Genomic DNA, 15,884 nt, shown 5'->3' on the forward strand with positions numbered 1-15,884 from the left:
ACGCCCCCCTTTTCGATAGAGCTCGACAAGCCGTTCGAAAGCCTGAGCGTCAGAGTTCAATACTGACCTCCGAGGACGACGGCTTCTCAGCGATTTTCCCGTCGATGCAGGCCACCAGCGCGTCGAATGTCAGGGTATCGAGCAATATGGAGAGCGAAAGATCGATACCATGAGCCTGCTTCACCAGGGCAACCAGGCGCAACGCCAGCAGCGAATCCCCCCCTGCATTGTAGAAATTGTCGTCGCCGCCTTGAACAGGTACGCCAAGCAGCTCCTCCCATATCTGCGCAAGTGACTGGGCGGTATCGCGCGATGCAAATGCCACCTCGCTTTGCTGAGAGGAAGTGTGCACTGCAGCACTCAGTTTCAGGCTATTCAGATAGCGCCCGTAGTCGGCGTGCGTCGCATGCCGTTGATACTCCAGAAGAGAGGTCAAGTCCTGGGCGCATACCACTACTTCTTCATGATCGCCGGCTATGATCCTGAGCAACAGATCGACACCCTGCCCGGCGGACAGACTCTGCAACCATTGGCTGTCGCTCCAGGTGCCCGTCGCGTTGTCGCGACTGACATCGCTCAACGTATAGCGTGCCTGGAACTCTTTCTGGGCCTGCGCCCACATGCCATCTGTCTGCCAGTCGGTCCAGTTTATGCAAATGAAGCGGCATTCGGCATTTGCCGCCTGCGCGCGCGCATGGGCGTTCAGGTAGCCATTGCCAATGACATAGCCCGCTTCCCCGAACTTCGCCTTGTGCAAAACTGCACCGATAGAGGAGAAATTCACGTGAAAAGCGGGGCGCAGGTGGGCAAATGCCTCGGTGACATTGGCAACACCCTGGGTCTTGGTGCGAACCGAGCGCTCGAGCATGCTGAACGAACGGTTGCGCAAGACGCCTTCACGATCGACCTCCCCCGCCAGGTACAGCACACCATCGACCTTGCCATGATGCTCACCGATCCGCCGTGCAGCAGCGAGCATCGCGTCACGGTCATTGCAGTCAAGCTGCTCAAGCAACAGGGAAGATGCCCGGGCACGAATCGTATCGAGCTGTCGACGGATCACCACCTGCCGCTCATCGTCCTGGGACACGGGATGATCGAGCCACTGGGCACGGTGGACGATAACCAGATGGATGGCAAAGCGGCTCACCAGGGCCTGCGCGACAGTCAGCCCGATCCCCCCCAGTCCGCCGACCAGCACGAGCACAGCACCGTCCAGATCAGGCTCGCCCTGCGCAATGCTCACAGGTGCGTAGTACGGCTCCCAAAGGTAACGACCGCGAACAGCCAACGTTCCTGAAGCGTTGGCGCAGGTACACGCGGAGGCAAACATTGGCGGCAGCTCACCTGCGATGGGCAGCTCGACATGGCGCATATGAAACTGGGGATACTCCAGCTCGATCATCTTCGACATGTCATAAGCCAGGCTCTGGGAAGCCTGCAAGGTCTCATCACCGGCTATCCGGAAAAGACCACGGGAAATGACCAACCATTCGATGTCTTTATCAGGCTGCAGCTGATCCAAAATCCTCGCAGTCCAGTGCAGGGTACCGAGCGAGGTGCTTATCGCTTCATCCGGCTGATCGCCTGGCTGCGGACGGGTCCAGGCGTACACCACCCGATCGATCTTGCCATGGCGTTGCATGCAAGCCTCTATCGCCCGTCGAACATGCGCCTCACTGCCCGCTGAAACGAGATGGTCATCGGGGGACAAGGCATCACTCGATTCTCTGACCACGGCCACAAGCTGCGCCTGGCTTTGCTCGGAGAGTCTTTCGATCCCGCATCTGAGCGTCGCGTCATCGACGAATGCAAGCACGATGTCGCCACTTGGCCATCGCTGTCCAGTCGCCCCCGTAACACGTTGCCATCGAGCAGAATACGTGTGCTCCGTTGTAGACGGATTGGGCATCGCCCGTCCCGACGCAGGCGCTGCCTCATTCCCACGCTCCAGGCGGCACTCGGTACGCCGATAGGGATAGGCGGGTAGGTGCAGGCGCCGCGACGTTTCGGGGAAGAGACCACTGAAATCTATCGACTCACCAGACAACCATGCATTTACGCGGGACGCCAGCTCACCCTCTTCAACCTTGCGCCGTGCACCTTGTACCAGCTGCGAGAGCAAATCATCCACGTCTTTGCAGATGAACGCTGCACGGTGATCATGAAGCGTTCGCCCCACGCTCAGGGTGTAAGCCAAGTCCACCAGGTCAGGTCTGTGGGATTGGACAAATACCTGCAGCGCCTTCACAACCTCGTCCAGGATGTCCGGCCTATGTGCACTCAGCAGAATGGGTACGGCCGCCATTGCTTGGCCTGGCCGTTGGACCGGCTCAGGGGCAGGCTCCAGAACAACGAAAACATTCGTGCCGCCCATGCCAAGAGAATTCACCCCCACGTAGCGCGCCTGCTCACGTTCGAACAGCGCGCCACCGGTGGGGACGACATGAAAGGGCGAGGTTTGCCACGGGATCAGTGGATGACCTTCGCTGAACCCGATCTGAGCAGGGCGTATACGCTCGGACACGCACAAGGCAGCTTTGATCACGCTCGCTATGCCACTGGCAGTATCCAGGTGGCCGATGTTCGCCTTGACGGAGCCCAGAGCGCAGTATGGAGCACGCTCGAGGTTCGTACCGAAGGCTCTGTGCAGTGCATCAAGCTCAATCGGGTCCCCCAGCGCCGTACCGGTGGCATGCGCTTCGATGAATGCGAATGCTTGTGGGTCAGCCTGAGCCGTTGCAAGGGCATGGCGAATCGTTTCCACCTGCCCTTCGACCGAAGGCGCCGCGTATCCGACCTTGCGCCGCCCATCATTGCCGCAGGCACTTCCGGCGACGGCGCAATACATGGAATGGTTGCTACGCACTGCATCGTCCAGGCGCCTGAGCACGACCACCCCAACCCCACTTCCACCAACCGTACCGCTCGCATCTGCCGAGAAGGGCCGGCAGTGCCCATCCTTGGAGTAGACTCCACCTTCACGATAGACGTGGCCTTGACGTTGCGGGAAGAGAATGGACGCCCCCCCGACAACGGCGATGTCACACTGGTAGGTAGCCAAGGCCAAACAAGCGAAATGGAGTGCTGCCGCCGAACTCGAGCAACCACTGCCGACGCTGACTGCAGTGCCCGTGAGCCCCAATCGATAAGCAATGGTGGTTGCAATGTGATCCTTGTCATTGCCCAGCAAGGCACCCAGACCGTCAATGTTCTCTTCAAGCAGGTGCTCCAGAAGATAGGTGCTCATGCTGGCGGAAAAGAACACACCGACCTTGCCGTCACCGGCTGTCATTCCAGCGCAGCCTGCATCCTCCAGGGCTTCATGAGTGCACTGCAGCGCAATGCGCATCTGCGGGTCCAGGCGGCGAGCCTCACCCAGCGTATAGCCGAAGAGTTCGTAGTCAAACGCATGCACATCCGGCATGACGGCCTCGGCTCCGACAACTCCGCCTTCCGACAGATCATCAGGCGCATAGCGACTGCGCACGGCATGCGCTGGATCGAACCGCTCGACCGACTCTACCCCTTCTAGCAAATTCGCCCAGTACCCGCGTACGTTCGTTGCTCCTGGAAAGCGGCAAGACATGCCGACGATCGCAGCCTTGCCCAGCCATTGCTCTTCATCTTCAAATTGATTCATCGTTTCCATACTTGACCTTGTGACGACGCAAGGCCGCCCGGTAGTTTTTGGCATTGAGCGAAGACGTTTCATCTATCGTGGAACGAACTGAATGGTCTAGCCGAGCCGCCATTTGCTCCACGGTGGTATAGGTGAACAGTTCGATCACACTGAGCGTGTCAGCACCACTTTCCTTGCCCGGCAACCGGTCATGGAGCGCCAGCAGCAGCAGTGAGTTGCCACCAGCTTCGAAAAAGTTGGTGCGTATATCAAAACCCGTGTGTCCGAGCAGATCGGCCCAAAGTTGCACAAGCAAGCTCTGCGTCTGGTTCGTCGGCTGTCCTGCTGTCGAAGGTCGTTGCTCGAGCGCTTGAAGCCGCGCACGCAGTGCCGAGGCGTCAAGCTTGCCTGCGGGCGTACGCTCGAGGAGATCACTGATGACAAAACGTTTAGGGATCATGGCGCGAGGCAAACGCTCAAGACAGAAGCGGCGCAGATCATGCTCCTGCAGTTCGCCCAACCTGGCCTCGACGAATGCGACAAGCAATGCGTCGCCCTCACTGCTGCAGACGAACGCGGCCCTCACCTGTGGATGATCGAGCAAGGCCCGCTCGATTTCCTCCGGTTCCAGTCTCACGCCCAGGCTTTTGAGCTGCCGGTCCCGGCGCCCTACATAATTGAGCACGCCCTTGCCATCAACAAACACGCTGTCGCCCGTCAAGTACATACGCGCGCCACTCTGGTCGCTGAAGGGGTCCGGCACGAAACGCGCGGCAGTGAGCGCCGGCATATTTCGATACCCGCGCGCGATCAAGCCACCGATAGCCAGTTCACCGACAGCTCCATCAGGCAACAGAGACCAGTCATCTCGTACCACATGACATCGAAGACCATCGCGAGCAACGCCGATAGGCACCTGCTCCTGCCCCGCGACTTTGTGGATGCTTGTATACACCACTGCTTCGGTGGGCCCGTAAAGGTTCCACACCGAGCATTTGGGAACTTCGCTCGCCAGCAAGGCGGCCAAGGCCGGGCTAAAGACCTCACCGGCTACAAAAAGGTGTGTCACAGGCTCCAGCGAAATACCTGTCGCCAGTGCTGATCGCAGTACCGAAGGAACGGCAGCAAACCCGCCGATGCTCAAGCCCCGCAGGCGGTCGTGATAGGTGTGCCCATCATTGATGAACAGCGGGCAACCTGCCACGAGGGGGGCGAAGACCTCGAACAACGAAACATCGAACGACGCATGCGTTAATACGTTGAACGCAGCGATGTGGCTGATATCGAGCGCGCGAGTTGCCCAGTCGACAAAACTGGCGAAGGCGCCATGGGAAACGCTGACGCCCTTTGGTTCGCCAGTCGAGCCAGACGTGTACATCACATACGCCAGCGAGTCGGCATGCACGAGGGCCATCACCTCGTTCTGCAGGCAGAGCTGCATCGCTGCCAGCGGCTGATCGAGCACCATCACTGGTATCCCCATACCGTGAGGAGCATGAGGTGCCACCAATGACGGATCGCAAACCACCAGCAACTGGATATTGTCGCGCTGGCAGATCATTTCAACGCGGTGCCATGGAAGGTCGGCGTCGAAGGGCACGACGCAAGCTCCGGCTCGCATTACCCCCAGCAGCGCGCCGATCATCCGAGCGTCCAGACGCCCCCATACCGCAATGCAGGCTTCACCCTGGAATGCCATTGTCGCCACACACTGACCGATGTAAGCAGCGAACCGGTCCAGCTGGCCATAGGTAACGTGTTCGATGCCAGTGATCGCGACAGCATCAGGCCTGCGTCTTGCAATGTCCGCAATCCACTGTGGCACGCTCCCTTTGGGCGCTATCTGCGTCAGCCGGTCGCCTTGCGGAGATTGCGCGCAGGCAAGCGCCATGCGCTGCTCGCAGGTTGAAACATCCAGAGCGCACTGTTCAAGCAAACGCGCATAATCAGCCAGCATTTGCTCGCAGATGAGCTTATCGAGCACATGCGGACGATATTCGAAAGCCAGATGCAAAACCCCGTCGCTTCGACTCGCGCACGCCAACAGATTCGCCTTGGCCTCTCGGTTGCGTAACCCTAAAGATACGCCTCGCAATGCCCCCATCCGCAAGTTCATGGCCGGGCCAGTCATCACGAAGAGGGTACCGAGTAATTCAGCACGCGCTCCGCTGTTGCGCGATGCATACTCTACCAATACGCGATCCATCGAAGGATAGTCCGGCGACATCGCCTCCTCGACCTGCTGGGCAATGCAACGACAGAGGTCCGAAAACACCCGATCAGGTTCGATCCTATCGCCGATCAGTGCCAGTTGCTGGACGGGCCCAACCACGCGCATCAATTGCTCGTCCAGGCGTGCTGTCACAGGCGTGACGAGTGATGCGTCGCGGGTAGGCGAGTAGCGCGCCTGCAACATGACGAAAGCGGCCAGCAAGAAGGTGAATTCGGAAACCTTCAGTGAGCGGGCGGCATCACTGACGGCAGCACTCACCTCAGGGGTAAGCTCACACTGCTCCAGAGCAGTCCAATCGCCGTTGCCCGCTTCATAACGCAACAAACGGCTCGGCTCGGCACTGCCCCTTTCCAGACGTTTCACGCACTTTTCCAGCAATCGGGACCTGCCGTCGCTGCCCGTTTGTTGCCGCTCCCACGACACGTAATCCCGATAAGCCGACGGTGCCGGCAGAACTGCCGTGCCGTCGCTGTACAAGGATGCAAACTCCTCCACCAGTTGCGCGGTAGACCACTCGTCACATACCAGATGGTGCAGGACCCATAACAGGTAGACACTGCCGTCCCTTGCACTGACTACACGAACCCGAAAAAGCCCGCGCCTCGATACATCGAACGGCCTGCCTGCCTCGTCCTCCAGCCATTTGCGAGCGACCGCCGAAGGTGCCTGGCCAGGTTCATCCAGAACGGACAGGGCGACAAGATCCAACTCAGCCTGCGCCGAGATGACGCCCACCAATTCTCCCGCAAAACGTTCGAAGCCCTGCCTCAATACCTCGTGGCGCTGAACCATCACGATCATGCAGTCACGCAGCCGATCGATATCCACCGGCCCATGCAGCTGCCAAGCCATCGGGACTGAGTAACTCCCCCCCTCTCCTGCGATCATGTGTGCAGCGTAGATTCGTTGCTGCGCACGCGAGGGAGGCACAAGGATCAGGCGCTCGACCATCAGCCGCTCAACAAGTGCGTCCCGCACTTCAGAGGCCAGGGCCTTGAGCCGATCGGTCAAGGCTCCAGGAGGGCCGGCGTAACACAACCGGCCCTGTTCACTCCAAAGCATAAGACCTGCGGCAACGAGCTCCCCGGCGACTTCAGTGGCGTTACAGCGTGCCACTTTCAAGTTCTTCATGCTTCCTCTCACTGCCCTGGGCCACATGTGCCTCCAGCGCCTCTGCCAACTGAGCGATATTGTCCATCGCCGCCAACAAGGTGCGAACGGGAATATCAACATCCAGCGTACTGCGCACTTTCGCGGCGATACGCAAAGCCGCAAGCGACTCGCCCCCCAAGGCCATGAAGTCGTCGTGAATACCCACCCGCTCCACATTCAGGGCGGTTTGCCAGATGCCCGCCAACATCGCCTGCAGCGGCGACTTTGGCGCGGCAGACGAACGGTCGACCGCAGCCAGGGCAGCCGAATGCTCAAGGGACGCCAGATCAACCTTGCCGGTGCTGGAAACGGGGACCGCATCAACGAATACGAACTGAGCAGGCAGCATGTATTTCGGTAGGTTCTGCTTGCAGAATGCCTTGAGTTGATCCACCGAAAGTGCCTGCGCGGTATCACGTCGGACAATGTAGGCGACCAGTTGCTTGATCCCATTGATCGCCTTGACCGCGGCGACGGCCCGATGGATCTGAGGATGTGTGGCCAGGACATGCTCGATCTCACCTGGCTCTACCCGGAAGCCCTGGACCTTGACCAGACGGTCGCGGCGAGCCAGGAACTCGATGTTGCCTTCAAGATCCAGCCGGACCAGATCGCCGGTTCGATAGAGCCGTGCTCCAGGTACATCGCTGAATGGGTCCGGCAGGTAGACGGCAGCCGTCTGCGCCGGGGCGCCCAGGTAGCCCTGCGCAACGCCTGCGCCACCGATGTACAACTCACCTGGTACACCCACCGCCACCGGATGCATGCGCTCATCGAGCACATAGAGCCTGGCGCCGGGAATGGACCGACCGATCGGCATCGTCGAAACCGGACGATAAGGCTGTCCCCGCCATACGCTCGCCCAGACCGTTGCTTCTGTCGGTCCGTACTCGTTGTACACGGTGACACCCGGAATTGCCGCAGCACGCTCATAGGTGTCGCACGGGAGCGCTTCACCAGCAGAAATGATCTGACGCAGTTTCAGAGTTGCAAAATCATCCGTTGCCAGCAATGTATCGAGCAACGACGGTGTACACAGGGTCATCGTCACGTGCGATGCACTCAGGTACTGAACAAGCCCGGCCAAGTCCAGCAGGGTTTCCTCTTCAGGAATGACCAGCGTCGCTCCCCCTACCAGCGCACCGAATATGACGCCAACGGCGCTGTCGAAAGCCTGTGAGGACAGCAGCGCGCAGCTATCCTGTGCCCCCAGCTCGTAGTACGAGACCCGGTCGTGCGTCGAGCTGTCCAGGTTCGCGTGGGAGACGACCGTGGCTTTGGGAGCGCCAGTCGAGCCAGAGGTAAAGATGACATAGGCAGCACTTTGCGCCGAAACAGGCACGTCTTCGAAGGCACCCACAGCAGTGCCAGCATCGGAATAGCGAATGAAACGAATGTCATCATCCAGGCTCGGTGCCAGCTGCGCATGCGCGGCGTCATCGCATACCACCAGGCGCCCGATCTTCCTGATCGCAGAGGAAAGCCTTGCAGCCGGCTGATCGACATTGAGCGGCACATAGGCCGCGCCGCACTTGAGAATACCCAGCATGGCCACGATCGCTTGCAGTCCGCGAGACATCAATACCCCGACCATGTCCGCGGGACGCACATGCTCTTCTTCCATCAAGCGCTTAGCGAACCGGCCTGCCATGACGTCCAACTCCGCGTAGGTGACGCGAAGCTGGCCACTGACAATGGCAATTTGCTCCGGTGTGCGACGTGCATGCTCGGCGATCTGTGCCACGACCGACTGGAATGGGCGTCGTTCGAGGTTCGCCGCAGTGCGGGTTGCTCCAAGCACCTGATCGAGCTGCCCACGAGGCAGGAAATCGTCAGCATGGTAGTTGGCCGAAGGATCCTCGACCATTGCCGTCAGGACAGCAAGGTAGAAGTGCCCGGCGACGTCCATTACCGCCTTGTCATAGCGCAGATTGTCGTACTCGAGGCGAACGCGCAGATCTTTGTCGAATGGCGTCAGGAACGCATTGACACAGAAGGGGAATGTAGATTCCGCATAGACCTTGAGCCCCAGCATCTTGAGGTTTGGCCAACGCTGCAGCTCGTCGGTGACATGGTAGTGGTTGAAGAAGAACAACGTTTCGGAAAGCGGTTCGCTCCCGTGCTGGCGCTTGACTTCCGCCATAGGGTAACGCCGGCGTGCCAGCACCTCATGCTCGCTATGCAAGGTATCGAGGATCAACTCACGCCAGCTGCCTCCCGGCAGGCTCATGCGAAACGCCAGGCTGTTGACGAAAAGGCCTATGACAGCATGGCTATCACGATTCTCCGGCCGCCCGTTGGAAACGGTATACGACATGACGTCATCGACACCACCCAGCAGGCTCATCACCTTCATGTGAGCCGCCAGCAGAACGGACTTGAGTGGCACGGCAAGCTCACTGGCCAGTTGCTTGACGGCGTCGGACAACTCGACGCTGATCGGCACCTCGAACTTGATGATTTCGCGCTGACCGAGGTCCGCCCGGGGTGGGACGAAACTGGGAAGCCGCATGACCGAGACATCCCGCATACGATCATTCCAGAACTCGCGGTAACTGTCGTCATTGACCGCTTGCTGCTCGAGCAAAATCGAATCGCGGAAAGTCGAACGCAGTGCCGGCAACTGGAAGTCTTCACTATTGATACTGGCCATATAGCGATTGACCAGTTCAGTCACCATCAAGGCATCGCTCCAGCCATCGATGATCTCATGGTGGAAGCTGTAGCTCAGCTGGCAGCTACCTTCAGAGAAGTGATGCAGCATGAAGCGGATCAGCGGGTACTGCTCAATTTCGAAGCCACGTTTCTTCTCATCTTCCAACCAGGCGTCCACGTAGTCCTGATGCGTCTGCGGATCGACTTGCCTTAAATCGAGGTAACCAAACTCCGGCTCGCTTGCCTTGTGCACTAACTGCAGCGGACGGCTGAAATGAGTCAAGTCGAACGAAGTGCGCAGCAACGGGTGACGGGCAACGAGTTCATGCACGGCTTTGCGCATCGCTTCGAGATCAACGGGCATCTCTACATGGTATGAGCAGATGGCGTGATAGACCGCCGACTTGGCAGCGAACTCGCGGTGGTAGATCATCCCTTCCTGCAGAAGATTCAGCGGGTACGCGTCCTCCACATCGGCAGGAACTCGCGCTCGATCCTGCTCCGACACCAGGTAAAACGGTTCGGAAACAGGCAGGTCGACAGGCGCTGTCGTCTCGCGTACGGCCTTGGCTAGCGAACGCACGGTCGGGTAAGTGTGCAGCGTTGCAATCGTGAAGCGCACACCGCGCTGTTCAGCCAATGCGGTGACTTCGATACTGCGCAGAGAATCCCCACCGAGGGCGAAATAATTATCGTCCAGCATAACGACATCGCGTTGCAATACACGTTGCCACACAGCAATCAGCGTTTCTTCGATACTGTCCGCGTGGAGCTCGTCGGCGGCTTGCGCTTGCACGATTTCCAGTTCGGCAAGGTTGCGACGATCGATTTTGCCATGGGCTGTGACAGGCAGCGCAGACAACGCAACGATGCGCGACGGGCGCATGTAGTCTGGCAGCACATCACTCAGGTGTCTGGCCGCCGATTGCTCCACCTCCGCGGCCCCAGCCTGAGTCTCGACGAAGAGCATCAGGACATTGTTGGCACCTTCGCGCTTGACGATTGCAGCGGCGTTGCTCACTTGCGCAACTGCCAACGCCTGCGTTTCGATTTCCGTCAGTTCAATGCGGTAGCCATTGACTTTGACCTGGGTATCCGTACGCCCGAAATAGACAAAGACACCGTCATCACGCAGTGCTCCCATGTCCCCGGTCCTGTAGCAAAGCCTCTCGTCCCAAGCCACTTGCTTGAGCTTTTTCGCGGAAAGCTCAGGATTGTCCAGATAACCGGACATGACACCCACTCCGGCGATCAGGAGCTCCCCCTGCATGCCAGCAGGCACCTGTATCCCATCTTCATCTACGACGTACATCGCCATGCCATCGATAGGCTTGCCGATTGCCACACTTTCCCCGTTAGCCGAAGTCGTGCCATCCCATGCTTGAACACAGCAACCGACGGTGGCTTCGGTCGGCCCGTACTCATTGTAGATACGGCATTTGGGGGCAATTCGCTCAAGGGCTACACAATCGCGGACGAGCAGCTCTTCTCCACCGATTACGAAGACATGGGCCACTGTACAAGTACGTTGCTGAGCATCGAACCAGTCAATGATAGCCCGCACGTGAGTCGGGGTGACCTTCACTACTGCGGGTTGGCCCGCATCCGCCAGGCGATGCAGCAATGCCTCCAGAGCCGAATCGCCTGGAAGGATGTCTACGCAACCGCCTGCGACAAGCGGTACCAGGAAGCTGGTGATGGAAAGGTCGAAGGTCGTCGCCGTATGCCATATTGCATCGTAGACGCCCTTGGTGGAGTAGCTTCGTGCAGCCCAGGTCAGGTAGTTGGCCAGGCCTTGGTTGGTTATCTGCACACCATTGGGCTCACCGGTCGTACCTGAGGTATGCAGAACGTACGCAATTTCATCACCAGCGCCAGACGCCTGAGGCTGTGCCAAGGTCTGATCCTGCTCTTCGCACAGTTCCTGAAGCGAAAGCGCAGGCCAGTCGATACCTGGCAATGCCGTGTTTCCAGCAGTGAGAACCAGTGCCGGCGCGCAGCGGGCCATAATGGTTCGCAAACGCTGGATCGGCGAGTTCGGGTCGATCGGTACATACGCGGCTCCGACCCGCAGTGCTGCAAGAGCGGCGACAATGAACTCCACCGAGCGCGGCATGAACAATACGATAGAGTTACCTGGCTGTACGCCTTTCGACAGCAGGGCACTGCTGGCAGCCTGTACACGCTCGGCCAGCTCTCGGTAGCTGATGGTTCGTACGCCCTCACGCAATGCGTCAGCATCAGGTGCTTGGCGTACCTGATCGTCGAACAGCGACAGCGTGGACGTAAGGGTTGCTTGTTGATGATCCATAATCATTTGCTTTGTTCCATTCGTAGTTTTATTTATACAACCCGTTCGCCGCCTCGCTTCAGCGAATTCGGATCAGGCAAGCATCTTCACGTAATGTTTGCGCAGCCCCGCGTAGGCATCACGGCCATGCGCGGTCAGCATATTGTCGATGAGCAATACGTCACCTCGTTGCAACATCAACCGATAGAGCACCCGCTCGTAGGCATCCTTAAGCGTCTGATAGGTGTGCGGTTCGATTGCTGAGCCGTCTGCATACAGCGTCTGGAAGGGATAGACATCTGGTCCGTACAACTGGTTGAAGGCCAGGCGCGTCGTCTCGGAAAGCGAGTATGCATTGAAGAAAACCCCGTGGTTGAACCAGGTCGACTGCTGGGTATGGGGGTGCCTCGATGACCATGTCGCAGAGCGCTCGACAACCAGCTGATCTTGCTCCTTGAACCATTTATAACCACGTAACGCGAGCAACCGGGTTAGCTGCTCTTCATCCTGCACGGCAAACGCTTGGCGCCAGTCGTAGCCGATACCTTCGATGAAACGACGCCTGTACCTCAGGCCCTTGGACTCACAGGTTTCGCGCAGGGCGGCGGGAATCTGGTCATGCACTTGCCGGGTATCGGCAAGCATCATCGCCCCCCCCGTCGAAGCAGGATGTTCGCAATAGAACGCAAGAAATCGCGGCCAGCGTGAAGCGTAGGCGTTCTCGTTGTGGAGAAATATTGATTCACGTGCGGGATACTCGGTCGCGGTATACAGATGCGCGTCCACTTCAGTTCGAGGCGTACTGCGTTCTTCATACTCCAGCGACTCACTGCCCAGTACGTCCAGGGCGGCAGAAAAATGGCTGGCAGTGGCGACACTAAAGCCGCGAAACACGATCGCCCCGACATATTGCGCCAGATCAGTCAGCCTACCCGCGGCCTGGCTGAACAGCGCTGATAAATCCATGTTGGCCAGCGTCGCACGCACCACCACGCATGCGGCTTGCGCATCGGGCAATTCAAGCTCGACACCTGAGGGCATCGATGCCTGGCAAGCGCTCACTCGCCTTTGAACCTCCGCTAGTGAAAACATGCAGGCCTCATATGCGGGTGGAAATCTGCAGGCGCTTGAGGCCATCGAGCTCAACCTTCTGCGCGCCAAGCTCAGTCATGTAGCGGCGGAGTTTTCCGCCCAGGAAAGCATCTGGCAACAACCGGGGTTCGGCACTCTGCTCATCCATGTAAATCCCTTTCAAATGCGCCTCTCTGAGCAACTCCGCCACCCGTTCCTGCAAACCTTCGCCTGGTTGGCTGGTCGACGAGCACGTGCCTGGCACTTGTGGATGAGGGAAATCGAAAATCAGCACGATCCGATCTTCATCACTCAGATTCCACACCTCATGCTCATATGAATCGTCGAATACGACGCACCGCCCGACCTGCCAGCGGACCGTTTCAGAACCGACGCGCATCATCGCGTCGGCAGGTGTGTTGATTCCCATATGCAAGCGCAGACGCCCGTTGGTCTCGCCACAATGCGGCACGATATGCGTGCCTGGGATGATTCTGGATAGCATCACGACCCCGGCGCCAAGCAGCTCGCTGGGCAATTCGTTTAGCACGGCGAAGGTTGCAGGCAAATGACGGGCAGCACGCTCTGAACGCACTCCTGCCTCGAAAAAGACCAACTGCTGCCACTGCCCTCCCGACTCAACCAAGGGCTCCTCGACATCGGAAAAGTTCTCGAAGCCTGCTGCCACAGCGGCCATCACTTCATTGACAATGATTTGCCCATGAGTCTCAAGGTGACGAGCCACTTCGAAGTCCGAGGCGTGGTAAAGCGCAGGGCCGTCTATTTCCTTCATGTAACGGATTGGTCGTTGCAAGGCGCTTGGGAAATAGCCTAGCTCGGCCATCAACTGTGCGAGTCGTCGTGCCGCCGCCCAATCGGCGTGCGCCGCCATCTGCCCGATCAGCTCATTTGCACGAATACGCAAGCCTTCTTCCGTGCTGTCCTTAATCATTGTTTGCTCCATTCAACACCCCGGAACCATCCGGCATAAGTGCTACTCACCATGCCCCGGCACTGGCAAATCGCTTGACGATGTCGAGTGTTTCACCGGCGCATTCACGATGAAAGAAATGACCGCCCACCACCTCACGCACATGCAAACTCGCTCGCGTATGCGCCCGCCATTGCTGAGCACTTTCAATGTCATGATCTTCATCGTAGCGACCGAACAGTGCCACCACAGGACACTCCAAGGGCACCGCACCCGCATCGTAAACATAGCGATTGAACAGCGTGAAATCCGCCGCAATCACCGGCATGAAATGCTGAATGAAGTCCTTGTCCTCCAGCACTGCGTTATCCATGCCACCCAGGCGGCGAATCGACTCCATCAGTTCGGCCTGGTTGGTAAATTGCGTCTTGTCCTTGCGCACGGCAGAAGGCGCATAGGCTCCTCCTGTTACCAAGACTTTCGGCCCAGGGGCTCCCGCACGCTGCAAGCTTTTGGCAACCTCGTATGCCAAGAGCCCGCCCAGACTGTGCCCATAGAAGATGAACGGCTTGTCGCCCCAGCCGGCCAACACTTGGCTGATCTGCTCAACCAAAGGCTGCCAATCCATGAACGCTGGCTCATGCATACGCTGCTCACGTCCGGGCAGCAACACACCGTAGATCCCAACACTTGAGGGAAGGTAATTGCTCCAGGCGTGATAAATCGAAGCCCCTGCCCCAGCATGAGGAAAACAAAGCAAACGAACCCGTTCATCGGTTCCGCTCGACAGGAGCCTAATACAGTCATTGGTCATCAGACGATCCTCCAGACGGCGGCGCAGCCGCTGAAGCCGATTGCCTGGCACAAACAATCGGATACGATGTGCGCAGGGTCAACCGCCCTTCCTTGCGATACAAATCGTTGCCCCCTGCTCGTGAGTAGCAATCGAACACCATGTCGGCGCAAGCCCGGTGAAACGTCTCCTCACTCAGCTCATTGGAAACCAGCACAGCGGCTTGTCGCTGCCATGCGTTGCGCAACAGCGCAACCACATCACTTTCATAATGGTGCTGTGCAACGTCGAACATTTGAGCGAAACCTGCGTTATGCAACCACGCCATCAGCACTTCGGTACTGGCCCAATAGCGAGCACTCATTTTTGTTGCCTCAGCACATAACAGGGCCACACGATTTCGAAGTTCGCAGCCAAGCGCAGGGCTCGTTTCATATTGCAAAATGAACAACCCATCCGGTCGCAGGTGCTTGTGCACATTAGCGATCATCGCTTGTTGCGCGACTTCGTCGTTGTAATGCAACACCAGGCGCATGAGGATGATATCCGCCGGTTCCCCCTCGTAGTGGGAGAGGTCACTGACGACGGCCTCGATACCTCGAGCCCGAGCACTGGCGACGAAGCCGGGGTTGGCATCGACAAGCAGGGCATCGCATGCCACCCCCTGTTCGGCCAGTGCCTTCATGCACCGCTCCAGCAGTAGCCCCTGCCCCCCCCCGAAATCCAAGATGCGCAATGGCCCACGTGCCGGAGGAAGGTTGGGTAGCATTGCCGTCATGGCAAAATGATCCGCGTCGCGAACCGACCCAAAAAAGGGATGGCTGGCTTCCAGATCAAGATGCCCGGCGATATCGTCTAGCGTTCCTGGTATTGTCAGTACCATGCTCAGCGCGCGTTCTCTTGCATCCAGCGACGCAGGCTCAGCGGGCGCATGTCGGTCCAGACCTGGTCAATATGGTCGAGACAGGCTTGTCGCGTGCCCGACGTGCCTTCCGCTCTCCAGCCAGCGGGCAACTCGCGATTCTGTGGCCAGATCGAATATTGTTCTTCGTCGTTCAGCACAACGCAGAAAGTGATTTGATCATTATCGTCAAACATCAAGTTTTCCTTCCTTTGATACTCAGTGTGAGAATGTTG

The 15,884-nt window shown here is 58.5% G+C and carries 8 protein-coding genes; all 8 read right to left on the minus strand.

Features of this window, described 5'->3' with window-relative positions; all coding sequences use genetic code 11:
* Nucleotides 1–49: 49 nt before the first annotated feature.
* Nucleotides 50–3,715 (minus strand): beta-ketoacyl synthase N-terminal-like domain-containing protein, encoded by a 3,666-nt coding sequence (locus DMX06_RS19235; protein WP_110738911.1) that lies wholly within the window; start codon nucleotides 3,713–3,715, stop codon nucleotides 50–52.
* A complete protein-coding gene (locus DMX06_RS19240) occupies nucleotides 3,630–6,986 on the minus strand; it encodes an AMP-binding protein (protein WP_181427867.1) in 3,357 nt (1,118 codons plus the stop codon). Before DMX06_RS19240 ends, DMX06_RS19235 begins: the two co-directional genes overlap by 86 nt.
* Nucleotides 6,958–11,979 (minus strand): non-ribosomal peptide synthetase, encoded by a 5,022-nt coding sequence (locus tag DMX06_RS19245; RefSeq protein ID WP_110738913.1) that lies wholly within the window; start codon nucleotides 11,977–11,979, stop codon nucleotides 6,958–6,960. Before DMX06_RS19245 ends, DMX06_RS19240 begins: the two co-directional genes overlap by 29 nt.
* Nucleotides 11,980–12,045: 66 nt before the next feature.
* On the minus strand, nucleotides 12,046–13,044 hold the full coding sequence (locus DMX06_RS19250; protein WP_181427868.1) for a TauD/TfdA family dioxygenase: 999 nt from the start codon (nucleotides 13,042–13,044) through the stop codon (nucleotides 12,046–12,048).
* 7 nt (nucleotides 13,045–13,051) lie between these two features.
* Nucleotides 13,052–13,975 (minus strand): aspartyl/asparaginyl beta-hydroxylase domain-containing protein, encoded by a 924-nt coding sequence (locus DMX06_RS19255; protein ID WP_181427869.1) that lies wholly within the window; start codon nucleotides 13,973–13,975, stop codon nucleotides 13,052–13,054.
* A 46-nt stretch (nucleotides 13,976–14,021) separates the two neighbouring features.
* Nucleotides 14,022–14,768 (minus strand): thioesterase II family protein, encoded by a 747-nt coding sequence (locus DMX06_RS19260; protein WP_110738916.1) that lies wholly within the window; start codon nucleotides 14,766–14,768, stop codon nucleotides 14,022–14,024.
* Nucleotides 14,758–15,630, minus strand: a complete 873-nt coding sequence (locus tag DMX06_RS19265; protein WP_110738917.1) for a class I SAM-dependent methyltransferase — start codon at nucleotides 15,628–15,630, stop codon at nucleotides 14,758–14,760. The genes DMX06_RS19260 and DMX06_RS19265 overlap by 11 nt, the downstream gene beginning before the upstream one ends.
* Nucleotides 15,631–15,632: 2 nt before the next feature.
* The gene (locus DMX06_RS19270) at nucleotides 15,633–15,845 is read right to left on the minus strand and encodes an MbtH family protein (RefSeq protein ID WP_110738918.1); all 213 of its coding nucleotides are present in this window, start codon (nucleotides 15,843–15,845) and stop codon (nucleotides 15,633–15,635) included.
* Nucleotides 15,846–15,884: the final 39 nt, after the last annotated feature.

It is taken from the genome of Pseudomonas mosselii (genome assembly GCF_003205295.1).
GTDB classification, from domain to species: domain Bacteria; phylum Pseudomonadota; class Gammaproteobacteria; order Pseudomonadales; family Pseudomonadaceae; genus Aquipseudomonas; species Aquipseudomonas mosselii_B.